We start from the raw sequence: 21,687 nt of genomic DNA, 5'->3' as shown, positions 1-21,687 counted from the left end.
TAGAAAAGCCAAACAGGCTACAGGCTTTGTTGTGTCTGCGCAACCGCCTGCTGGTGGTAAGGCCCAGAACTGTGGATAAGTCGCGAAGTCGCGAAGTTGTCCACAGATTTCGGGCCTTTTTTTGATGCCGGGATGACAAAGGTTTGCATCCTTCCTACTCTGCGGTGGCAACACACGTTTTAGCAGGGCACCCGCAAGGTTGGCCGGGGTATGGAGGCACCGTGCGGTGCAGGAAGGGTCAAGTGCCATGACGAGTATGACCGATGTCGGCCCCACGGTGGTCGACGATTCCGAGTTGAGCTTCCGGATTACCGTCGACGAAGAGGCAACGGCGGTGTTTCGCAGGCACCGCAATCAGGAGCTTTTCACCGTGTTGATGCCCTCGTTGGAAAAGGATCTCGACGCCGGGGTTGACTTCGAGGAAATCGTCGACAAGTGGACCTCGTCGATGAGCGTGAATAAATCGAGCGTCAGGGACTTGCTCAGAGGGCTGTCTGTGATGACGAAGATGCCCATCAGCGTAAGCCTTGCCGTTGAGTACGGCCATATCGACGAGTCTCGGCTCTACGCCATCGGGCGGCTATTTGGCCACCTCGATTCCGAACAGCTACCGCACGGCGATCGCTACCTTGCGCAACTGCTACGTCCGGGCGTCGGCAAGCAAGAACTGGTCAAAGCCGAAGCGCTGGGCAACAGCCTCGAGAAATTCCTACGCGAGAAAAACTGGGAAACTGTCATCAAACGTGCATCCACCCCCCGCGCAGCCATGCGCATCGACGAAGACAACAACTTCCGCATCACCTTAACTGTGTCTCGGCCCGAGGGCGCCCAGTTGCAAGAAAAGATTAGAAAAACCGCCAAGGCCAGACGCTGGAGTCTAGGACAAGCGGTCTATGCCATCCTCAACGGCGACATCGAACGCCCCAACGCCATTTTGCACCTCTACCAGCACCCCGGCGGACAAATCTACCTCCGCGACTATGGATGGCTGAGCAAGGAAGAACTCAACCGCATCAACATCACCAGCACTGACCTGCTGGAAGATACGATTAACACCGACAAATATGCGGTCCCTGCGGCACTGCGTGCTCTCGTCATCGGACGCGACGGCGGCTGCCGCGCCCCAGGCTGTGGCGCTGCCGCCAGCAAGTGCGACGTTGACCACGTCATCCCCTACGACCAAGGCGGCACCACCACCCTCGACAACCTGCACCTTTTGTGTCGGCACTGCCACAACAACAAAACAAAAGGCTACATCCGCGTCACCATGAAACCCAACGGCACCGACTACTGGACCCTCCAAGACGGTACCGAGGTCACCACCATTCCTTACGGCCCTTGGGCAGAACAGATCGTCGCCAACCGAACGGTGACCGTGCCCGAGGACGTCGATCTTACCCACTGCTGTGGCGAAGGAGGCTGTGAGAATGGCTGTGGAAATGGGCTGTGAGCATTGCTGTGAACAAAGCTTCTGGCTGGCGGGCTAGGGGATAGTTCTTCGGAAAGGTTTTAGGGGTGGCCTTAAGGCAAGCCATAGGACAAGTCGTCAAGGGTTCAAAGTTGGGAATCGAAGGTCACTGGTCCCACCACCGTAAGTTCGCAGGTCCAATGCGGGGAAGACAAGGATACGGGGCAATAACAGACGGCTGGTTCCCACTGTGGGACGTGCCATGGAGAAGATCTGCTGGCTTGAATCGCCGATGATGCTTGCCGACGTTCATCTCGCCGCATTCTGAATTGTTCTTTTGCAAGCAGCAGGCAGGGGATCAACAACTGCGTCGACGCCTCGTGGAAAGCCTTCATCCTTGGGGATGATGAGCGCCGATCGACACTTTTCTAAGCTGGAGTGATGGACACACCCCAGCAGCTCAAGCATGCCCACCGTGGACAGCAACCATCACGCGGTGTGCATTGGTTGCGTGGACTCCGATGGCCGGAGGAAATCGTCGGTTCTCGGTGGAGAGTAGCGGCGATCGTGTTCTTCGAGATTGCTTGTGTAAATTCTTTGTTGCCAAGGATGTTCGACGAAGGGGTTTACCAAGGCTGGTTCGGCGTCATAGCGAGTTGCGTAATTACGATCGCGCTGATCGTGCATCCTCGTTTTCGAGAATCGTCAATGTTCATCGTCGCTTTGGTGATGTACATGTGCCTGGCAGTGACAATAGCCAGGACATCGATTGAAGTCGTAATTCCCACAGCCTATTCAACGTACTTAGCTAGTGCATGGTCGCGACCACCTTGGCGTCGAGTTTGGTTGGCTTTACTGCTGCTTGGCGTGGCGCTTGTATGTGTATTGGCAGTTTGGGACGCTCGTCGAGTGGGGCTAACAGTCACCGTTGGAACCGCCGAAGCTTCACCGTGGATAACGGTTATGGCTTTTATCGGGAGCTCCTGGCTGGGGGTGGGGTTCTTTTGGCTGTTGGGGATTCAAAAGCGAAGAAGGGTCGAAGATCTTGAGCTGCTCCGAGAGCGGGCCGAGATGGCGGGAATCGTCGAACGTACTCGAATCGCCCGCGAGATGCACGACATCATTGCCCATAACCTCAGCGGTATCATCGCTCTCGCCGATGGAGCTCGATACGCCGCAGCGCAAAACCACACGATAGCTACTGATGCGCTTCAAACTATTTCTGACCAAGGGCGAAGCTCATTGAAACAGATGAGGGGGCTTCTAAGCGTCCTTCGAGAAGATAATGGGCGTTCTCTCAACGCAGCGCCTGGTGTCAAAGAGATGACACAACTGCTCGCCGAAGCCCGTAGGGCGGGGTTGGAAGTAAAGATCGACGGTCTGGAAGACATCCCAGAACAAGCTCCTGAGCTGGTTCAATTTACCACGTATCGTGTATTGCAGGAGCTGTTGACAAACATGCTTAGATACGCCTCGGGGCCGGGAATGATTAGGATCGATGCCCTACATGGGTCGATCCGAATCCACGCCGAGAATCCCAGTGAGCCGGGAAATAGGAAGAAATCCGTCGGATTTGGTCTTAGAGGCATTCGAGAACGCGCTCAAGCCCATGGTGGCAAGATGCACCAGCGAATCGAAGACGGTGTATTCATCGTGGAGGTAGAGATTCCCCTATGAACAGTTTTCGAACTTCACCTAGTCAAGGCGACGTTATCCGAGTCGGGCTCGCCGATGACCAGCCATTAGTCCGCGCGGGATTCGGGATGCTTATTAGCTCCCAATCGGACATGGAAGTCGTATGGGAAGCAAGCGATGGTGATGAAGTCGTTCCCGCGCAACAGGACGCACGAGTGCGAAATGCAACCGCAACAGTCGTGCTCATGGACGTGCAAATGGCCCGCTTGGACGGCATAGCAGCAACCAAGCAGCTCATCGAAGCTGATTCCCAAGTCAAGGTCATCATGCTTACCACGTTCGATGATTCGGAGTTCATTCGTGGGGCTTTGGAGGCTGGGGCAAGCGGGTTCCTGCTAAAAGATGCCACCCCCGAGGAACTGCTGCATGCGGTGCGAACGGTCTACAACGGCGACGCCGTGCTCGCCCCGAAGGTAACCGCGCAGGTGCTTGCGATGTGGCAACCGAAGGCGTCGTTAAGCAAAAACGACGAGGTAGGACTCACACCACGCGAACAAGATATTCTGCGCCTCATCGCACAAGGCTATAACAACGAGGAGATCGCGGCCGCGGAATTCGTATCGATGGCTACGGTAAAGACCCACGTGCGCCACATACTTATGAAAACCGGATCGCGCGATCGTGTTCAGGCTGTGCTGTTCGCTTTTCGAACCGGGCTGGTAGGCGTCGAGGAATTGCTCGGGCATCAATAGTGATCGATGACTATCGTCGATCGTGATTGTCAGCCCCTGGTATGAGAGAAAACTTCAACCCGCAGGGCGATGCTTTCCTAGCGAGAAGCAGCGACGATGGGATGCATGCTTGAAGTACATAACCTCACCAAGACCTACCGCGGTCAAACGGCAGTAAACAATCTGTGCTTTTCCGTCCCTGATGGGCAAGTAACTGGCTTCCTCGGGCCCAATGGGGCTGGAAAATCGACGACGATGCGCATGGTGGTCGGTCTGGAACGCCCAACCGAGGGAAGCGCCACATTCGACGGCATGCCATTTCGATCGCTGAAAAACCCGGGGAGGGTGGTCGGTACGCTGTTGGACGCCACGTGGTTTCACCCGGGACGCACCGCCTATTCGCATCTAGCCATTCAGGCCACGCTGATGGGGCTTCCTGCAAACAGGATCGACGAGTGCTTAGAAGCAGTCGGACTTGCAGGGGTCGCTGGGAAGCGCGTCGGCGGGTTTTCGCTCGGCATGAAACAGAGATTAGGCGTGGCCTGCGCGTTGCTGGGAAACCCGAAACACGTGTTGCTAGACGAACCGGTCAATGGCCTCGACCCGGAGGGAGTGCACTGGATGCGCGAGCGGATTCGTTCGCTTGCCGACGACGGTTGCGCGGTTCTCATATCGTCCCACTTGCTTTCTGAGATGGAGCTCATGGCCGATCGTCTCGTCGTGGTGGGAAAGGGAACCCTGATAGCCGAAGGAACGGTAGCCGACTTCGTCGGCGGCTCAGCCTCGGTCCTACTTGAGGTCATGCCTGTCGATTCTGATCGCGCCAGGCTACTACTAGCCGAAAAAGGGCTTGATGTCACCGATGGCGACCGCGCCGGGCAGCTGGTGGTTGGGGGTGCGACACCGCAGGACGTCGGCAGGCTTGCCTTCGAACACCGACTGCTTGTCATTGGACTGAAGGCGCGCACCCTCAGCCTTGAGGACGCGTTTTTGAGCACGACGGCCAACTCCGTGGTTTACAAAGCAAGCTAGCCCCTCGGATCGGCACCAACTCCAAAGGACTTTTCCATGAATATCTTTTCCTCCGAAATTCGAAAGCTCGTATCCATCCGCGCGACGTGGGTGTATGCCGCGATCATCGCGATCGGGATGGCAGCAGGTGCCATCCTCAGTGCCTATGTGCAAGGTATGGATACGCCGTTCGATGCTTCTGCCGTCACCGTTGCTGGAGATCTTGCGATGCTGGTAATTATCTTCGCCGTCGCGAATACGATCGGCGCGGATATGACACGCGGCACGCAGGCGTGGAGCTTCCTTCACACCAACCGCCGCGCTGGTGTGGTCGCCGCCTCGAGTTTTATCAGTTCGGCGTTTTTTCTCCTTGCCGGGGTGGTGGGCATGCTTGCTGCCTGGCTGGGGGTAACCGCGCTCGGTGGGCATGTTGATCTTTCTTCGTGGACGCCGATCTATATAGCTCTCGCCCGTTGGGGAGTATTTGCGCCTTTGGCTGCGTTGCTGGCCTACGTCTTGCGCAGTGGGACCTTTTCCGCAATGGTTTTGTTGGCCGATGTGTTTGTGTTCGAAATCATGCTGGGGCTCGCGAGCGCCGATTGGGTTCGACGCCTCACAGAACTGTTGCCGATGGGCAATGCCAGTGTCTTGGGATCTGGCTCGTTCCCCGGCATCGATCACGATCGAGGCACCGCTGCGCTCATCCTCGCAATCACGATCGGGATTACGTTTGCTGGTGCGGCTATTATCGTCGATCGCCGAAGCGTAAAGTAGCTTCCCGACGTCCACAGGCCGGCGTGATCGTTGTTGACCGTAGCCGTCGATGCCAATTGCTAGCGCTGCCAACGCAAGGCATCGAGGGATGTAATGGAGTCCGGTGTGTCGTGGTGGCGGTCGAGGTAGATCGCCGCCATGCCGACCTCGCGCGCACCAGAGACATCGTTGGTGGGATTGTCGCCGATGAGGACGCACTCGTCGATTCTGATTCCAATCGCTTGGCTGGCAAGGAGATAGGACTGTGGCTGTGGCTTAGCTACGCCTAGCTCAGCGGCGGCGATCATGACAATTCCGTCGAGGTTGAGGCCACAGCGAACGAGCTTATCTGTTTGAAGCTCAGCGGCGCCGTTGGTAAAGACCGCGACTGTACCTGAGGCGCGGCGCGCGAACTCCACGGCACGGGACAGGGCGGGGAGTGCATCGTCGTAGCGCTCCCAGGCGTCGGCGTAATGGCGCCGATAGACGTCGAAAAGTGCCATCGCCTCATCGTCGGAAAGCGAAGGCTTGCGAAGGTACTCGCGTACGCGCGCGCGACGCTGCCCCGCGTGATCAACCTCGCCGCGTTCGAAGGCCGCGAACCACTTTGCTTCGATATCCATCCACAGTTGCGGATCAGGATCGACGCCTTGTTCCGCAGAAAACCGCTGCGCGCCTACCCATGCCGCGGTCTCGTGATCGATGAGGGTGCCGTCGAGATCGAACAAGATACCCCGAAATTCGTGCAGACGGTCAAGCGTTGCGACGGTGCTAAGAGGGATCGAAGCGGTCATGGTGTCAACTCCTTCATCCGGGTGAGGCGAGCAAGATTCTGACCAGAGCCATCATAATCGCAGCAGAAAGAGTCGCCTCAAGAGGCGGATGCTACACCTCGGGCAACGGATCGGAGGCATGGGGATAGGAACTTTGCGCGCCGGGGCCTGTCGCGGCAAACGCCCCTACGCGGGCTGCGAAGGCGGCGGCGTCGGCAAGCGAATCGCCAGCAGCAAGCCGAGCGACGAGCGCCCCAGTGAAAGCATCACCAGCACCAGTGGTATCGACTGGAGTAATTGAGGGCGTCGGGATGGGGGTCAGTCCCGTGGAATCAGATACCAATGCCCCCGCGGCTCCGAGAGTAAGTACCACGCTGCTAAAACCAGCCTCGCGAAGCTGATTGATGAGGACCGCTGGGGCATCATTGGGGTGGGGAACGCCGAGCTGGTCCAGAATGAGGCCGGCCTCGTGCTCGTTCGCGATCAGGGGGTCGGCGACGAGGAGTCGATCACGATCGACGTCGATTACCGGCGCCAGGTTGATTACCACGCGTCCACTCGCAAGAGCCACGGCGCTGGCGAAGCCGTCGGCCGGGATCTCACCTTGCAACACGACAATGTCGGCGTCAGCAATGACGGCCCGTTGGGAGTGAACGTAATTAGCATCGACGGTGGCATTCGCGCCAGGGATAACGATAATGGAGTTTTCGCCGTCGTCGGCAACCGTGATGATCGCAAGCCCCGTGGGGCCGTCGACCTCCTTGACGCCGCGCAGATCGACACCGCTCGATCGCAATTGAGCGGTAGCCGGGCCTGCGTAGGCGTCGCGACCGACCGCGGACACCATCGCCACCTTTGCGCCGAGCAGGGCGGCGGCTACTGCCTGATTAGCGCCCTTACCGCCGGCAGATACGGTAGCGGTTGTGCCAAGCAGCGTTTCGCCGGGGGTCGGGTGTCGGTGAACGTGGGCAATGAGGTCGGCGTTGATGGAACCTACGATCGTAATTAAACCCATGGGGTATCCCTTCGTCATAAAAGGAGGCCAGCCCTCATGCAAAGGCTGGCCGGTCGTGTGCGCTACTTGGCATCGAAGTCAGAAGAGGCGCGAATGATGAGCTGAGTTGGGGTCGCGATTTTGCCGCGGAAAGTGGAATCGAGGCGCTGGCGATTAGGTTCTTCGATCTGCTGGCGAACCAGATCGAGGGCGCGAATGGCCATGGCTGCCACATCCTGATCGATGATCGTGATAGGTTTCGGCAGCAACTCGAACAGTGGGTAGTTGTCGAATCCGATGACGGCGATATCGACTCCGATTTCGATGCCGCGCGCTTGGCAGGCCTCGATAACGCCGATGGTCATCATGGAGTCACCTGCCAGCAGCGCCTTGACACCTTGGCCGAGCAATTCGGTTGCACCCATTCGGCCTTCGGATTGCTTGTAGCCGCCGACGTAAACAGGTTGCGGCGGGAGCCCGGCGAGCTTGCAGGCCTCGTGGAAGGCGTCGAGGCGCTTGCGTCCAGTGGAGGTCGACATTGGCCCGGACAGGTAGCCGATGGGGGTGTGTCCGTGCTCGACGAGATGCGCCACAGCGGCGTTCATGCCGCGAGATGGCTCCGAGACGACCGAGATGAGCCCGGGAATGTCGAGGCCACGGTCGACTGCAACCATCGGTACGCCCGAGTTGTGTAGCTCTTCGACGAGATCCTCGGTGCCCTCATTGGGGACGATGATCATTCCGTCGACACGCTGATTGTGCAGCACCTGGAGGCTGCGGCGAAGCTCATCGGGGTTTTCGTTGGTGTTGGAGATGATGGTGGCAAAGCCCCGGGTAGCGGCTTCCTGCTGGATGCTGGTAGCCATTTCCGCGTAGTAGGGGTTGATAAGGCTTGGAACCGCGACGCCGATCGTGTTTGTTTTCGCCTTGCGAAGCGCCCGGGCTTGGGCGTTGGGCCTGTAGTTGAGCTGTTTCGCCAGCTTTTTGATTCTCCTGCGCGTCTCTTCGGAGATGGCCGGGTTGTCGGCCAAAGCCCGAGAGGTGGTCGAGATGGAGACGCCGGCGGCTTCTGCGACGTCTTTGAGGGTTGTCGAACGAGGCATTCCTAGTCACTCCTGCCTATCGTGCACAACCGGAGGGAGTGCAATCGTTTGCATGTGGTATTAAAGATCAAGCTAATGCAAAAGTTACACATTTGCAAACCTGTCAAGGCCAGCTTGATAGGCATTTTTACGGGGATATGAATCACTATTGTGGTTTTATGTGCAAAACGGGCTTTTTTGAAAAGCCTTGATTTTGATTGGTTGGAAAGTAGTTTTTCGCTGTATTTGTGCTGTTTACACGAGTGGCCTAGCGTTGGACCGAATGGTTACGCACCCATTTTGCTATCCGACGAAAACGCTTCGGCTTCATCTTCTTACCCAAAACCGCCGCCCAAACGTGGATCATTGTCTGGTGGTAATTGTGTCCATGATCACCGCCGCAAGTGGTGCCGATCAACATATCCAATGCCACCTGAACGCCCGTGACGATCGGAATCCAATGCATCGTTGAGGGGACGTCGGAATGCATCGGCCCCGGCGCGGGACGCCCGGCGGCGCCGATTTCCTTAAGCCAATCCGGCCGGCGGATAAACAGCCACGGATCCCACCATACGATCGGATCCGAGGAGTGAATGACGATCGCGACGCGGGGAAACTCCCATTCGGCACCGTAGGTGCGCCCTTGGTAATCACGATCGACGTGGCTCGGGTGCGCAATAAAGCGAACCGCACGCCCGTCGTCGATAAGCGGCAAACGCTCAGGTGAACCAGGCGCACGCGAATCGGCGAGCTGACGCACAAGCGACGTAAAATACGGCGGCCCGGACAACGCGCAGCCATCGACTGTATGGCGCAGCTCCTCGAGCGAGTCGAAGGCGGAAGCGGTGCCGTACGCCCCGAGCGATTCTCCAGCGATGTAAATCCGCGGACGCGATTCGAGCCCATCCAATAAATCAACGATGGTCGAGATAAGCGCCTTCGCCGCCCTGATTGGCAGCTCGCGCTCGGTCACATACGCCACCGGCGAGGGCACATAGGAATACTGCATGGAGATATTGACGCAATTGCCCTTTGTCAAAAACTCAACAGGATCGAGATGCCAATCGCTGACCCACCCGGTTCCAGTCGAAGTATGGATCACGATCACCTCCCGGTGCAACGCCCCAGTGCGCAACATTTCTTGGATGATCTGCTCGACCGCCGCTTCGATGCTGCGGCCGGGGATGAGACCGGCGTAGATCCTAATTGGCTCATGGACCCGATTGCGCTTCATGACCTTTGCGATATGCCTTGCGCGTGGCCCACCAGAAAGCACCGCGCGCCCTTGGGATCCGACGGCTGTCCATGGCTCGAAGCTCCACGGCGATCCGGATCGCTCAGGTTCCCAGGGCTGTCGCGTGCCCTGGAAGACGAGCATGTTCAGCGCTTGGGCCCGCTGGGTCAGGTATTCGATGATTTTCTTAAAAACGACCTTGTCCGACACCGTCATGAGGAGGCCGGCGATCGTGATTGCACTGATTATGCTCGCAGCCCATGCTGGGATGGCTACGCTTTTCACCGGCGTGCGCATCATTCGGGCACCTTGCCCGTAGAGGAATTGCAGGCCTTCTCCCGCGATCAGGCCGGCACCGTACCCCATCGTCCCGGCACCCATTCCAAAAAGTGCCGCCCGTACATCCGTTGCGCGTCCCTGTACCATTTTTGCTTGCCGACGCTGACGTTGCAGACTTCGGGCGCATAACACGCCCGTCATGCAGGAGAGCAAAATATCAGCTGAGCTGGTCGATTCTGATTGGACAATCCTGGTGATGGGGCCGTGAGTCTTGTGGACCGAGTGAGCAACGAGGGAGCCCGTGGCATGTCCCAGGAGTTGGGCTGTGGAGACACCCAACGCGATCGACCACCACGGGCGTGGGAGCAGCGAGGGGGACAGCGCTACCCAGGTTGCGATCTCGGCGCCTAGAAAACCGGGGCGTAAGTTGCGTGGTAGGAGCCCGCGCCGGAGCAGGCGTAATCCCGGGGTGATCTCGGTGACCAATAGCCCGAGAGAAAGGACGAACCGCGGCTGGGTAAGCACATGGAGTCGTCGAAGCTGATTGAAGCGTCGAAGCTGATTGACCAAGGGAGTCGACTCTGATTCTCTGATCGGCACCCGTGCGAGCCAATGAGAATCGACGAGTCGTCCCTTCCGTGACAGGCGCAATCGCATAGTGGCATTAGAACATGCATCTGCCCCTCGTGCAGACCAAGCGCGCAGTGTCTACGTGCCGAGGCATGGGGGATAAGTGAGGTGCCCGGGGGATCGACGCGAGCGGTCCGACGGTGTTCGCCGATGGGGATCGCTTCCGATTGTCCTAGATCGCCCACTGGAAGACGACGAGCATGTGTGCCGAGATCCACGCCCCAGAAAGCAACCACGCGATGCTAATTAATATAAGGTCGCGCCGGGCCAGGCGTGCGGCCCTCAGCGCTGCGGGAAGAAGCAAGACGATGGCGGGCAGGAGTAGGCGGGGGCGTGAATGCATGATGCCGTCGGAAAGCACGACGTTGGCCACCACGCCCGTGCCGAAAATCCACAGCGCCCACGGTAGTCGTCGGAAAGCAAAAAAGCAGGCGCCTACGGCGGCGACGATGATGAGGATCGACACGATATAGCCGACGTCGTGGGTGGTTTGCAGCTGCTTTGTGGACCAGCGCCAGGTGGCCACGCCGAAATCGAAGCTCGAATGCCAGCCTTTCTTTTGCAGGCCGAAATAGCCACCGACGTCGCGGGTGTAGGACGAGGCGTAGCCGAGGTAGGCAAATAGCGGCAGGCTGGAGGCGATCGCCATTGCCCAGGCGCGGATATTGCTGCGGGCGTAGATCCCAATCACGATCAGCAGAGTCAGCCACAAATCGATGGCGGTCAGCCGGAAGAAGCTCGCGAAAAACACTGCGCAGGCCGCCCAGGCCCATTGCTTGCGCAGCATGGCAACCAAAGCCCAGAGGCTAAGCGCAAGGAACGGGGCTTCGGTGTAGACCATGTTGAACGTGATCGACATCGGTGCGCCGAGGATAAGGATCGCAGTCACCCAGCGCCCGCGGAGGTCGGCGCCGAGTTCCTCGGCGATCGTGATTGCGGCCGCGGTCATAGCGATGCCGGCGACGGTGACGATGAGGTATCCGGCGGTGGTGACATCAAGCCCTGTGACCTGGCCAATGGCGCGCATGAGGCCGGGCAGTCCGGGGAAGAATGCGAGTCGGGTCTCCCAGACCTCTGCCGAGGCGGCGGCGGTGCCATCGTGACGGAAGTAGCCGTAATTGGCGATGTCGGCGTAGATGGATGCGTCCCATTTGAGTAGGGCCTCGCGAAGTGGCTTGTCGCTCATCCACGCGACAAACCAAAGCCGCAGTGCGGAGGTGAGCGTGAATAGTGCGGTTGCGATCGCCCATTTTTGCTTATCGACGCCTACGGTTGTGACTGTTGCGGACATGTGGTTCCCCTCTACAAGCTCGTGCAAATCTTAGCTTTCCGACGGCTGTCTAGATCACATTGGACGTCGTCGATCCTGATTGCCGGGGGTACCCGCTTGGGTAGAGTGGGCGATTTGTGTTAGCCCGGTGTATGATGTGACGCATGCAACGCGGTTTCGAGCGTCGCGCGGATTTCAACGATTACCGCGGACGACTTCTCCTTCTTCGCCGCGGCGGGTCACAGGCTTAAAATTTCGGCCGGCATCCCGTCGCGGAGTTTGGTGTACGCCGGTCGTGATTACCGCCCCCTCATCGTGTGATGTGTGTTGTGGCAGTAGTCCCGCTGTCTGATGAACACCTCAGACCCCGATCATGCACTGCGAAGTTTTTCTATCTATTTTTCTGAGGACGTAAATCACCATGTCTCCATCCGACGCCTTTATCTCTGCCCCCGCTGACATCACCACCCCTTCTGGCCCTTTCGGTGAGGGCCAGCCTGCGTGGAATAAGCAGCGTAACTCCTCCATGCCGGTCAAGCGCTACCAGCCCTATGCCGTCGAGGTCGAGGACTTCAGCCTGCCGGATCGTACCTGGCCGGACAAGAAGATCACCGTTGCCCCGCAGTGGTGCGCGGTGGATCTGCGTGACGGCAACCAGGCCCTGATCGACCCGATGAGCCCCGAGCGTAAGCGCCGGATGTTCAATCTGCTGGTCAAAATGGGATACAAGGAGATCGAGGTCGGTTTCCCTTCTGCCTCACAAACGGACTTCGATTTCGTCCGTGAGATCATTGAGAACAACATGATCCCGGATGACGTGACCATCCAGGTTCTGGTTCAGGCTCGCGAGCACCTGATCCGCCGCACCTTCGAGGCCTGTGAGGGCGCAAAGAACGTCATCGTTCACTTCTATAATTCCACCTCCATCCTGCAGCGAAAGGTGGTATTCCGTAAGGACAAGGAAGCCATCAAGAAGCTGGCTACCGACGCCGCTGAGCTGATCAAGGAGATCGCGAAGGATTACCCGGACACCAACTGGCGCTGGGAGTACTCCCCGGAGTCTTACACCGGAACCGAGGTTGCCTACGCCAAGGAGGTCGTCGACGCCGTGGTCGAGGTCATGGATCCGACCCCCGACAGCCCGATCATCATCAACCTGCCGTCCACCGTGGAGATGATCACCCCCAACGTCTACGCTGACTCCATCGAGTGGATGGATCGTCACCTGAACCGTCGCGATTCCATTATCTTGTCGCTGCACCCGCACAACGACCGCGGCACGGGCGTTGCCACCGCCGAGCTGGGCTACATGGCCGGTGCCGATCGCATCGAAGGCTGCCTGTTCGGCAACGGTGAGCGCACCGGCAACGTGGACCTGATCACCCTGGGCCTGAACATGCTGACCCAGGGCGTGGACCCGCAGATTGACTTCTCCGATATCGAACAGATCCGTCGCACGGTGGAGTACTGCAACCAGCTGCGCGTGCCCGAGCGCCACCCCTATGGCGGCGACCTGGTCTTTACCGCCTTCTCCGGGTCCCACCAGGATGCCGTCAACAAGGGCCTGGATGCCATGGCCGCCCGCCTGCGCCCAGGAGCTACCCACACCGACGTGGCGTGGGAGGAGCTGCGCGATGAAGTCTGGGAGGTTCCCTACCTGCCGATCGACCCGAAGGATGTCGGCCGCAACTACGAGGCTGTGATCCGCGTGAACTCCCAGTCTGGCAAGGGCGGTGTTGCCTACATCATGAAGACCGACCACGGCATGGCGCTGCCACGCCCGATGCAGGTCGAATTCTCCGGCGTGGTGCAGTCGGTCACCGACGCCGAGGGCGGCGAGGTCAACTCCAAGAACATGTGGGATATTTTCGCCCGCGAGTACCTGGATGTCTCCAGCCCGCTGGAGCAGATTTCGATCCGTGTCGAAAATGCGCAGACGCAAAACGAAGAGGCTCGCGTAGTTGCCACTCTGGTGTTCAACGGTGAGGAAAAGGTCGTCGAGGGGCACGGTAACGGCCCGATCGCGGCCTACGCCAATGCCCTAGAGAAGCTGGGCATCGACGTCGAGGTCCAAGAGTACGAGCAGCATGCCCGTACCGCCGGCGACGACGCCGAGGCAGCTGCCTACATCCTGGCCGATGTTAACGGTGCCAAGGTGTGGGGCGTGGGCATCGCCGGTTCTATTACCTACGCATCCCTGAAGGCTATTACTTCCGCCGTCAACCGTGGCCTGAAGTAGTCGATCCTGATTGAACCCGGGTTGCCAGCCCACCCATAGCTGGCGGCCCGGGTTTTGTATTGAGTGTTCCCCAAGGCGATGACAATTGCGGGCGTCGATCAGGATCGACGTTGGGGACAGCCAGTTTGTCCCAAATAGACACAGCTCCCGCCAGTTCTGGATGAACCGCGGGAGCTGTGTTATGTCTTGTGGGTAAGCTGCGAGGAGCAGGGGCTACTTAGCCGGGAAGAACTGCTCCTGGACTGCGCGCAGGGTGGCTGCGGAGTGGTCGAAGCGCTCCTTTTCGTGATCGGAGAGCTCGAGCTCAACGACACGGTTGATGCCACCGCGGTTGATGATGGCCGGGGTGCCGATGTAGATGTTGTCCTGGCCGTACTGGCCCTCCAGCAGGGCGGAGCACGGCAGGGCGACGTCCTGGTTGTGGATGACGGCGCGGGTGATGCGAGCCAGACCCATCCCGATGCCGTAGGAAGTAGAACCCTTGGCCTCGATGATGTTGTAGGCGGCGTCGCGGGTTTCCTCGAAGATGCGCTCGAGCTCTGGCTCCAGCGAGGGGTCCTTTTCCAGCTGCTTGCGCATGGAAACGCCGGCGACGGTAGCCGAGGATAGGACCGGCAGCTCGGTGTCGCCGTGCTCGCCGATGATGTAGGCGTGGATGGAGCTTGGGGCAACGCCGTAGCGCTCGCCGAGCATGTAACGGAAGCGTGCGGAGTCCAGCACGGTGCCGGAGCCGATGACGCGGTGCCAATCCAGGCCGGAGTACTGCCAGACGGCGTAGGTGAGGATGTCGACTGGGTTGGAGGCGACCAGGAAGATGCCGTCGAAGCCGTTGGCCATGACCTCGTCGACGATGGACTTCATGATCTTCATGTTCTTGTCGACCAGCTGCAGGCGGGTCTCGCCAGGCTTCTGGGCGGCGCCAGCGCAGATGACGACCATGGAGGCGTCGCGGCAGTCCTCGTAGGTGCCCTTGGTGACGCGGGTGCGCGATGCTGCCCACACGACGCCGTGGTTGAGGTCCTTGACGTTGCCTTCGAGCTTCTTTTCGTCGATGTCGATGATGGCGAGGTGGTCGACGGTACCCTGGTTGACCAGTGCGAATGCGTAGGCGACTCCGACGTCACCGGCGCCGATGAGAACGACTTTGTTTCCGACGATTTCCTTCATGTTGAACCTTCCCTGCGGGCGATTTGCCTTTAAATGCCGTGTGAGTAGTGTGCAGGCACCGGCTACAGAGGCTGTGCCTTTGCACCCCATTATGCCCGAATGTATGTGAATATGCCCGTTTGAGTCTTAAATGTGGCATTTTTCATACCAATAGCGTCGAAAAATGGGAAAATTAAACAAAAACAGGAAGCAAACAAAAAGTTAACCCACGCGCCTGCTTGACAGGGCGATGGTCGACAAAATCATGACCAGCAAGGACAGGGCCATCCATGCCCAATTCCATCCACTGACTTGGAATTTCTCACCTAAAACGGCGTAGCCAAGCGCGAAGGCGAAGATGGGTTCGACGATCGTCATGGCCGGAAGGGAGTTTTTCAGTTGCCCGGCATTAAAGGCGTATTGCTGTACAACCGTCCCCAGCATCGCACCCGCGAGCAGGGAATATCCCTGCCAAGTGGTGAGGAGGGCAAAAAGTCCTTCGTGAACGATAACATCTACCGTTGCCTTTGATAATACGGCGACGTAGCCATAAATGCCGCCTGTAATCGTGCCTAGCAGCAAGGCGCGTTTGTTGGGTTCGGCCCGTCGCGATAGCAGGTAGAAAATGCCGAGCGTTGCGACGCCCACAGCCAGTGCGGGCAGCCATCTTTCTAGTGGTGGTTGCGGATTTCCTGGCAGGGGGTCGCCCATGATGACCAGGACGCCGACTGAGATGGTCAGTGCCGTTGCCCAGCCAAGTTCATCGCGTGCCATCTTCTTTCCGTCGTAACGCGCAGAAAGAGGAAGGGTAAACATCAGTGATAAGACAAGGATGGGCTGAACCACAAGCAACGTGCCAAATCCCAGCGCAACCACCTGCAGCGCGTAACCAAACAGGGCGCAGCCGGTGCCCAGCCACCACATGGGGCGAGACAAGGCGGAAATAAAAGGGGAACCGGAAAGTGAACCATCGGCGGGGGCTTGTTCGGCAATGCGGTGACGAATCACCGTTCCCCACGCGATGATCAGCGCGGAGAGTAAGGCAAAAGCTGCTGCCAGTAGGTTCGAATGCACACCCTTCAGCGTAACGGGGATTTGTGCACGGGGTGAAAGCGAGAGTTAAAGGCGGGGAGAGCGCCATCATAATCTCAATATGTGAGATATGACGTTTTAGTGTGCGGAATAGGGGTATGGCTATTTGTATTGCTAAACTGAAAACCCAACTGACAACAATCACACAGGCAGCCTGCTTTTGGGGTTCAACACAATGAACTGACTGGCGGAGTCGAGCGGTGGCAGTGAGCGTGCCGTAAGATTTCTGCCAAGCGTTGAAAGATTGCTGCCTGTCGAAGAAAGGGTGAAGCCCGTGGCGCTGATCGTACAGAAATATGGAGGTTCTTCGCTAGAAAGCGCAGAACGCATCCGTCGTGTTGCTGAACGGATTGTTGCCACTAAGAAGCAAGGCCATGATGTGGTGGTTGTCTGCTCCGCAATGGGAGACACCACCGATGAGCTGCTCGACCTTGCAGCACAGGTCAACCCAGTTCCGCCAGCCCGCGAGATGGACATGCTGCTTACTGCAGGCGAGCGCATCTCCAACGCGCTGGTGGCCATGGCCATCGAATCCTTCGGTGCACAGGCGCAGTCCTTCACCGGCTCGCAGGCCGGCGTGCTCACTACCGAGCGCCACGGCAATGCTCGCATTGTGGATGTCACCCCAGGGCGTGTGCGCGAGGCTCTTGATGAAGGCAAGATCTGCCTGGTAGCCGGCTTCCAGGGTGTTAACCGTGAGACCAAGGACGTCACCACCTTGGGTCGGGGTGGATCCGATACCACCGCGGTTGCGCTGGCGGCCGCCCTTGAGGCAGACGTGTGCGAGATCTACTCGGATGTTGACGGCGTGTACACCGCCGACCCGCGCATTGTCCCTAACGCGCAGAAGCTGGAAAAGCTCTCCTTTGAGGAAATGCTCGAGCTGGCCGCTGTTGGTTCGAAAATTCTTGTCCTGCGCAGTGTTGAGTACGCGCGCGCTTTCGGCGTGCCGCTGCGTGTTCGTTCGTCTTATAGCAATGACCCCGGCACCCTGGTTGCCGGCTCTATGGAGGATATTCCTGTGGAAGAAGCAGTCCTGACCGGTGTAGCCACCGACAAGTCCGAAGCAAAGATCACCGTCCTGGGCATCCCGGATTCCCCTGGTGCGGCTGCTACCGTGTTCCGCGCGCTTGCCGACGCAGAGATTAACATCGACATGGTGCTGCAGAACATCTCCTCGATCGAGGATGGCCGCACGGACATCACCTTCACCTGCCCGCGCACCGACGGCCCGCGCGCCCTTGAGCTGCTGAAGGTCCTCAAGGAGAAGAACGACTGGGAAAAGATCGTCTACGACGACCAGATCGGCAAGGTGTCCCTGGTTGGTGCCGGCATGAAGTCCCACCCGGGCGTGACCGCCATCTTCTGCGAGGCGCTGCGCGATAAGGGCATCAACATCGAGCTGATCTCTACCTCGGAGATTCGCATCTCCGTCCTCATCCGCGAATCCGATCTCGATGAGGCCGCCCGCGCCATCCACGAGGCATTCGAACTCGGCGGCGAGACTGAGGCCACCGTCTACGCAGGCACTGGCCGCTAAAGCAATCAACAAGGAGAAAAATTCATGGTTACCGTAGCCGTCGTTGGCGCTACCGGACAGGTTGGCCGCGTCATGCGCGACATCCTCGAGCAGCGCTCCTTCCCCTGCGAGAAGGTTCGCTTCTTCGCCTCCGCACGTTCCGCAGGCTCCACCCTGGAGTTCCGCGGCGAGCAGATTGTGGTCGAGGACCTCGCCCAGCAGACTGAGGAGTCCCTCAAGGACATCGACATCGCACTGTTTTCCGCAGGTGGTGGCACCTCCAAGCAGTACGCTCCGCTGTTCGCGGCCGCGGGCGCGCGCGTGGTGGACAACTCCTCCGCGTGGCGCAAGGATGATGAGGTCCCGCTGATCGTCTCCGAGGTCAACCCGGCCGATAAGGATAAGACCGTCAAGGGCATTATCGCCAACCCGAACTGCACCACGATGGCGATCATGCCGGCCGTGAAGGCACTGCACGACGCGGCTGGCCTGAAGAAGATGCATGTCGCTTCTTACCAGGCTGTTTCCGGTTCTGGCCTGGCCGGTGTGGAGACCCTTATCAAGCAGGTCGCTGAGATCGGCGACCGCGCTGTTGAGCTCGTCCACGATGGCTCCGTGGTCCAGCCCGCTGATCTCGGACCGTATGTGGCACCAATCGCCTACAATGCGCTGCCATTTGCTGGCAACCTGGTCGACGATGGCTCGCTGGAGACCGACGAAGAGCAGAAGCTGCGCAACGAGTCGCGCAAGATTCTGGGTCTGCCGGACCTCCTGGTCGCCGGAACCTGCGTGCGCATTCCGGTTTTTACGGGTCACACCATGGTCGTCCACGCTGAGTTTGAAAACAGCATCACCGTGGATGAGGCAAAGACCGCCCTGGAGGCCGCACCGGGTGTCTTGCTTGTCGACGTTCCCACGCCGCTTGCTGCCGCCGGTCGCGATGAGTCGCTCGTCGGCCGCATCCGCCAGGATCAGACCGTAGCCGACAACAAGGGATTGGTCTTCGTCGTCTCCGGCGACAACCTGCGCAAGGGCGCAGCGCTTAACGCAATCCAGATCGCCGAATTGTTGGTCTAAATTTTCATAGGAGACACTTGCCACCTATCTCGTCTGTGTGCGGGGTAGGTGGTTTTCTTTTTCCTGAGGCGGCGCCTTCAATGCGCTTCGATCCTCGGTGCAGTAGGGGTATGCCTCTGTTACTTAGCAGAGTGTTAGGAAGCGGCTGTTGCGTCGTCGGCGCTGCGGGCGCGGGAGGCCTCGAGGATGTCCGCACGGGCGCGGGCAACGCGGGAGCGGATCGTGCCGATACGGACGTCGGCGATCTTGGCGGCTTCTTCGTAGGAGTAGCCCAGCACCTGGGTGAGGATGAGGGCCTCGCGGCGCTCGGCGGGCAGCTGGTCGATCAAGATGCGCATGTCAACCCACTCTGACCACGTGCTCTCAGCGGGGGCGTCCATCGACTCGATCTCGGCCGCCGCCTTGCGCGGGCGGGCCATGTCGTGGCGGATGTTGTCCACCCACACGCGACGGGCAAGCGAAAGCAGCCAGGTGCGCGCCGAGGAGCGGGCGGCAAAGCGGGGCAGTGCCCCGATGACGCGCAGGTAGGTCTCCTGAGTGAGGTCATCGGCAATATCGGCGCCGCCCAGGTGGGCGAGCAGGCGCCAGACGTCGTTCTGGGTGGCCTTGATGAATTCGGTCAGTGCGGCGCGATCGCCGCGACCGGCGCGCAGGGCGAGGTCGGTGACGTGTGCGTCATGCGCCTCGATGTGCTCGCCTCTTCTCATGGGCAACAAGTCTAGCACCTTGGAAACGGATTTCCCTTCAGGTGAGGGTGTGACACCGTGGCGTCGTTAAGCTAATGCAATTGAAAGGAAATAATTAATTGTAAAAAGCACTTGCAAGGTTTGATCAATGAATGTAGAGTGATGGCTATCACCCAAGAATGCCCAGAAGTACTGAGTTTTAGAAGGAGAAGTTGCATGACTTCCTCGGCCGATCGGATCCTTGCTAACGGCGAGGTTCCAGCCCCCACCGGCGGCACCACCCGACACAACGGCGCCCCCGTTGCCAGCGAGAACATTTCAATCACCGCAGGTCCGCAGGGTCCTAACGTCCTCAATGACATCCATCTGATTGAGAAGCTGGCCCACTTCAACCGTGAGCGCGTGCCGGAGCGCAACCCACACGCAAAGGGCCACGGAGCCTTCGGCGAGCTGCACATCACCAACGATGTTTCCCAGTACACCAAGGCTAAGCTGTTCCAGCCGGGTACCGTCACCCCGATGGCCGTGCGTTTTTCTACCGTGGCAGGAGAGCAGGGTTCCCCGGATACCTGGCGTGACGTTCACGGATTCGCCGTTCGTTTCTACACAGAGGATGGCAACTACGACATCGTCGGTAACAACACCCCCACCTTCTTCCTGCGCGATGGTATGAAGTTCCCGGACTTTATTCACTCACAGAAGCGTGTCGGCCCCTCCGGACTGCGCTCGGCTGATGCTCAGTGGGATTTCTGGACCCGCACCCCGGAGTCCGCACACCAGGTGACCTACCTGATGGGTGACCGCGGTACCCCTAAGACCTCCCGTCATCAGGACGGCTTCGGCTCCCACACCTTCCAGTGGATCAACGAGGAAGGCACCCCGGTGTGGATCAAGTACCACTTCAAGACCCGCCAGGGATGGGAGACCTTCACCGACGCCGAGGCCCAGGAGATGGCTGGCAAGAACGCTGACTACCAGCGCCAGGATCTTTACGACGCCATCGAGCGTGGCGACTTCCCGATCTGGGATGTCAAGGTGCAGATCATGCCTTTCGAGGATGCTGAGACCTACAAGTGGAACCCGTTCGATCTGACCAAGACCTGGTCGCAGAAGGACTACCCGCTGGTTGACGTCGGATACTTCGTCCTCAACCGCAACCCGCGCAACTTCTTCGCCCAGATCGAGCAGCTCGCGCTCGACCCATCCAACATCGTCCCAGGTGTTGGCCTGAGCCCCGACCGCATGCTGATGGCGCGCGTGTTCGCCTACGCCGACGCACAGCGTTACCGTATCGGACCGAACTACACCCAGCTGCCGGTCAACCAGCCGATCCACCCGGTCAACACCTACTCGCACCAGGGTCCGATGGCCTACCAGTTCAACCCGGCCGACGCCCCGGTCTACAGCCCGAACCGCTTCGAGAAGGACGCGGGTTACCTGGATGACGGCGAGACCTCTTCCTCCGGCGTGAGCTACGGCCAGGCAGCAGACCTGTACGTCAACCCGGATCCGCACGGAACCGACCTCGTGCGCGCGGCCTATGTCAAGCACGCAGAGGATGATGACTTTGTGCAGGCTGGCATCCTCTATCGCGAGGTGATGGATGACGGTGCGAAGGCTCGTTTGGTAGACAACATCACCAACGCTATGGCCGGCATCTCCGAGGGCGTTGAGGCTCGCGTCTACGAGTACTGGACCAACGTCGATCCTGAGCTTGGTGCTCGCGTGCGCGAAGAGTTCGCCAAGAAGAAGTAATTGGCGCAAACAAACCGCTAACACGCGAGGCCTGACTCTAAGGCGCGCGAGCTGTATCTTGTTGCAGCTTGCGCGCCTTTTCGCTTTTTCGCTTGCCGGTACCTAGGTGAACAAACCATGCAATGGACCCCGAGGGAAAGAACTATCGATGCATTGCGTTGTGTCGGTGAGTTCACTTTGAAGGATGTGGCGCAACGTGACTGATGACACTGTCTTATGAGCGGATGTATGCTCGAGGGTTTAAGACGGGCTTTCATGAATAAAATTCCAGCTCAGGAGGTAAGTGAAACAGCCTTGCTGCGGTTTTAGTACAGAAGATAGGGCCGCGACGAACCCAACTTTCCCACCTTGGCAGTTCCTCGAGCTGCCAAGG

At 59.0% G+C, this 21,687-nt stretch carries 17 protein-coding genes; 9 read left to right on the top strand and 8 right to left on the bottom strand.

All coding sequences use genetic code 11. The features are described 5' to 3' along the window. Nucleotides 1-247: 247 nt before the first annotated feature. The 5 genes from PAB09_RS12385 to PAB09_RS12365 all read left to right on the top strand — a co-directional run bounded on the left by PAB09_RS12385 (nt 248) and on the right by PAB09_RS12365 (nt 5,559). The gene (locus tag PAB09_RS12385) at nt 248-1,450 is read left to right on the top strand and encodes an HNH endonuclease signature motif containing protein (RefSeq protein ID WP_271033941.1); all 1,203 of its coding nucleotides are present in this window, start codon (nt 248-250) and stop codon (nt 1,448-1,450) included. Between the two features lie 525 nt (nt 1,451-1,975). Further along, on the top strand, nt 1,976-3,085 hold the full coding sequence (locus PAB09_RS12380; RefSeq protein ID WP_271033940.1) for a sensor histidine kinase: 1,110 nt from the start codon (nt 1,976-1,978) through the stop codon (nt 3,083-3,085). Next, the gene (locus PAB09_RS12375; protein WP_271033939.1) at nt 3,082-3,795 is read left to right on the top strand and encodes a response regulator transcription factor; all 714 of its coding nucleotides are present in this window, start codon (nt 3,082-3,084) and stop codon (nt 3,793-3,795) included. Before PAB09_RS12380 ends, PAB09_RS12375 begins: the two co-directional genes overlap by 4 nt. A 105-nt stretch (nt 3,796-3,900) precedes the next feature. Then, complete coding sequence (locus tag PAB09_RS12370) at nt 3,901-4,806, top strand: ABC transporter ATP-binding protein (RefSeq protein WP_271033938.1); 906 nt, start codon at nt 3,901-3,903, stop codon at nt 4,804-4,806. A 36-nt stretch (nt 4,807-4,842) separates the two neighbouring features. After that, on the top strand, nt 4,843-5,559 hold the full coding sequence (locus PAB09_RS12365; RefSeq protein ID WP_271033937.1) for an ABC transporter permease: 717 nt from the start codon (nt 4,843-4,845) through the stop codon (nt 5,557-5,559). Between the two features lie 59 nt (nt 5,560-5,618). Here the strand turns inward: PAB09_RS12365 and PAB09_RS12360 are convergent, their stop codons facing one another. The 5 genes from PAB09_RS12360 to PAB09_RS12340 form a co-directional block, all read right to left on the bottom strand. Further along, the gene (locus PAB09_RS12360) at nt 5,619-6,332 is read right to left on the bottom strand and encodes an HAD family hydrolase (protein ID WP_271033936.1); all 714 of its coding nucleotides are present in this window, start codon (nt 6,330-6,332) and stop codon (nt 5,619-5,621) included. A 91-nt stretch (nt 6,333-6,423) separates the two neighbouring features. Then, nucleotides 6,424-7,326 carry a ribokinase gene (locus tag PAB09_RS12355; RefSeq protein WP_271033935.1) on the bottom strand — a complete coding sequence of 301 codons (903 nt, stop codon included), beginning with the start codon at nt 7,324-7,326 and terminating at the stop codon, nt 6,424-6,426. A gap of 62 nt (nt 7,327-7,388) precedes the next feature. After that, nucleotides 7,389-8,408 carry a LacI family DNA-binding transcriptional regulator gene (locus tag PAB09_RS12350; RefSeq protein WP_271033934.1) on the bottom strand — a complete coding sequence of 340 codons (1,020 nt, stop codon included), beginning with the start codon at nt 8,406-8,408 and terminating at the stop codon, nt 7,389-7,391. Between the two features lie 247 nt (nt 8,409-8,655). Further along, on the bottom strand, nt 8,656-10,470 hold the full coding sequence (locus tag PAB09_RS12345; protein WP_271033933.1) for an alpha/beta-hydrolase family protein: 1,815 nt from the start codon (nt 10,468-10,470) through the stop codon (nt 8,656-8,658). A 232-nt stretch (nt 10,471-10,702) separates the two neighbouring features. Next, nucleotides 10,703-11,821, bottom strand: a complete 1,119-nt coding sequence (locus PAB09_RS12340) for a hypothetical protein (RefSeq protein ID WP_271033932.1) — start codon at nt 11,819-11,821, stop codon at nt 10,703-10,705. Nucleotides 11,822-12,221: 400 nt separating this feature from the next. On the opposite strand from PAB09_RS12340, the gene leuA reads away from it, so the two are divergent. Further along, nucleotides 12,222-14,039: a 2-isopropylmalate synthase gene (gene leuA, locus PAB09_RS12335; protein WP_271033931.1), complete on the top strand. Its 1,818-nt coding sequence runs from the start codon at nt 12,222-12,224 to the stop codon at nt 14,037-14,039. A gap of 213 nt (nt 14,040-14,252) precedes the next feature. Here the strand turns inward: leuA and PAB09_RS12330 are convergent, their stop codons facing one another. Continuing rightward, nucleotides 14,253-15,206 (bottom strand): L-lactate dehydrogenase, encoded by a 954-nt coding sequence (locus PAB09_RS12330; RefSeq protein WP_271033930.1) that lies wholly within the window; start codon nt 15,204-15,206, stop codon nt 14,253-14,255. Between the two features lie 201 nt (nt 15,207-15,407). Continuing rightward, the gene (locus tag PAB09_RS12325) at nt 15,408-16,259 is read right to left on the bottom strand and encodes a DMT family transporter (RefSeq protein ID WP_271033929.1); all 852 of its coding nucleotides are present in this window, start codon (nt 16,257-16,259) and stop codon (nt 15,408-15,410) included. Between the two features lie 292 nt (nt 16,260-16,551). Here PAB09_RS12325 and PAB09_RS12320 point away from each other — a divergent pair, with 292 nt between their 5' ends. Continuing rightward, a complete protein-coding gene (locus PAB09_RS12320) occupies nt 16,552-17,817 on the top strand; it encodes an aspartate kinase (protein WP_271033928.1) in 1,266 nt (421 codons plus the stop codon). A 24-nt stretch (nt 17,818-17,841) separates the two neighbouring features. Next, nucleotides 17,842-18,873, top strand: coding sequence for an aspartate-semialdehyde dehydrogenase (locus tag PAB09_RS12315; protein WP_271033927.1), 1,032 nt, complete (start codon nt 17,842-17,844; stop codon nt 18,871-18,873). Between the two features lie 134 nt (nt 18,874-19,007). On the opposite strand, the gene PAB09_RS12310 is transcribed toward PAB09_RS12315, so the two are convergent. Then, nucleotides 19,008-19,580, bottom strand: coding sequence for an RNA polymerase sigma factor (locus tag PAB09_RS12310; protein ID WP_271033926.1), 573 nt, complete (start codon nt 19,578-19,580; stop codon nt 19,008-19,010). A gap of 195 nt (nt 19,581-19,775) precedes the next feature. Here PAB09_RS12310 and PAB09_RS12305 point away from each other — a divergent pair, with 195 nt between their 5' ends. After that, nucleotides 19,776-21,314, top strand: a complete 1,539-nt coding sequence (locus PAB09_RS12305) for a catalase (protein WP_271033925.1) — start codon at nt 19,776-19,778, stop codon at nt 21,312-21,314. The last annotated feature ends 373 nt before the right edge of the window (nt 21,315-21,687 follow it).

The organism is Corynebacterium sp. SCR221107 (genome assembly GCF_027886475.1).
Lineage (GTDB): Bacteria > Actinomycetota > Actinomycetes > Mycobacteriales > Mycobacteriaceae > Corynebacterium.
The sequence above is the reverse complement of the archived record's forward strand: the minus strand, read 5'-3'. Positions and strand labels throughout refer to the sequence as shown.

Coding starts and splice junctions, on each gene's coding strand:
- PAB09_RS12385 (WP_271033941.1), top strand. CDS start 248: ATGACGAGTATGACCGATGTCGGCCCCACGGTGGTCGACGATTCCGAG.
- PAB09_RS12375 (WP_271033939.1), top strand. CDS start 3,082: ATGAACAGTTTTCGAACTTCACCTAGTCAAGGCGACGTTATCCGAGTC.
- PAB09_RS12370 (WP_271033938.1), top strand. CDS start 3,901: ATGCTTGAAGTACATAACCTCACCAAGACCTACCGCGGTCAAACGGCA.
- PAB09_RS12365 (WP_271033937.1), top strand. CDS start 4,843: ATGAATATCTTTTCCTCCGAAATTCGAAAGCTCGTATCCATCCGCGCG.
- PAB09_RS12360 (WP_271033936.1), bottom strand. CDS start 6,332: ATGACCGCTTCGATCCCTCTTAGCACCGTCGCAACGCTTGACCGTCTG.
- PAB09_RS12355 (WP_271033935.1), bottom strand. CDS start 7,326: ATGGGTTTAATTACGATCGTAGGTTCCATCAACGCCGACCTCATTGCC.
- PAB09_RS12350 (WP_271033934.1), bottom strand. CDS start 8,408: ATGCCTCGTTCGACAACCCTCAAAGACGTCGCAGAAGCCGCCGGCGTC.
- PAB09_RS12340 (WP_271033932.1), bottom strand. CDS start 11,821: ATGTCCGCAACAGTCACAACCGTAGGCGTCGATAAGCAAAAATGGGCG.
- leuA (WP_271033931.1), top strand. CDS start 12,222: ATGTCTCCATCCGACGCCTTTATCTCTGCCCCCGCTGACATCACCACC.
- PAB09_RS12330 (WP_271033930.1), bottom strand. CDS start 15,206: ATGAAGGAAATCGTCGGAAACAAAGTCGTTCTCATCGGCGCCGGTGAC.
- PAB09_RS12315 (WP_271033927.1), top strand. CDS start 17,842: ATGGTTACCGTAGCCGTCGTTGGCGCTACCGGACAGGTTGGCCGCGTC.
- PAB09_RS12310 (WP_271033926.1), bottom strand. CDS start 19,580: ATGAGAAGAGGCGAGCACATCGAGGCGCATGACGCACACGTCACCGAC.
- PAB09_RS12305 (WP_271033925.1), top strand. CDS start 19,776: ATGACTTCCTCGGCCGATCGGATCCTTGCTAACGGCGAGGTTCCAGCC.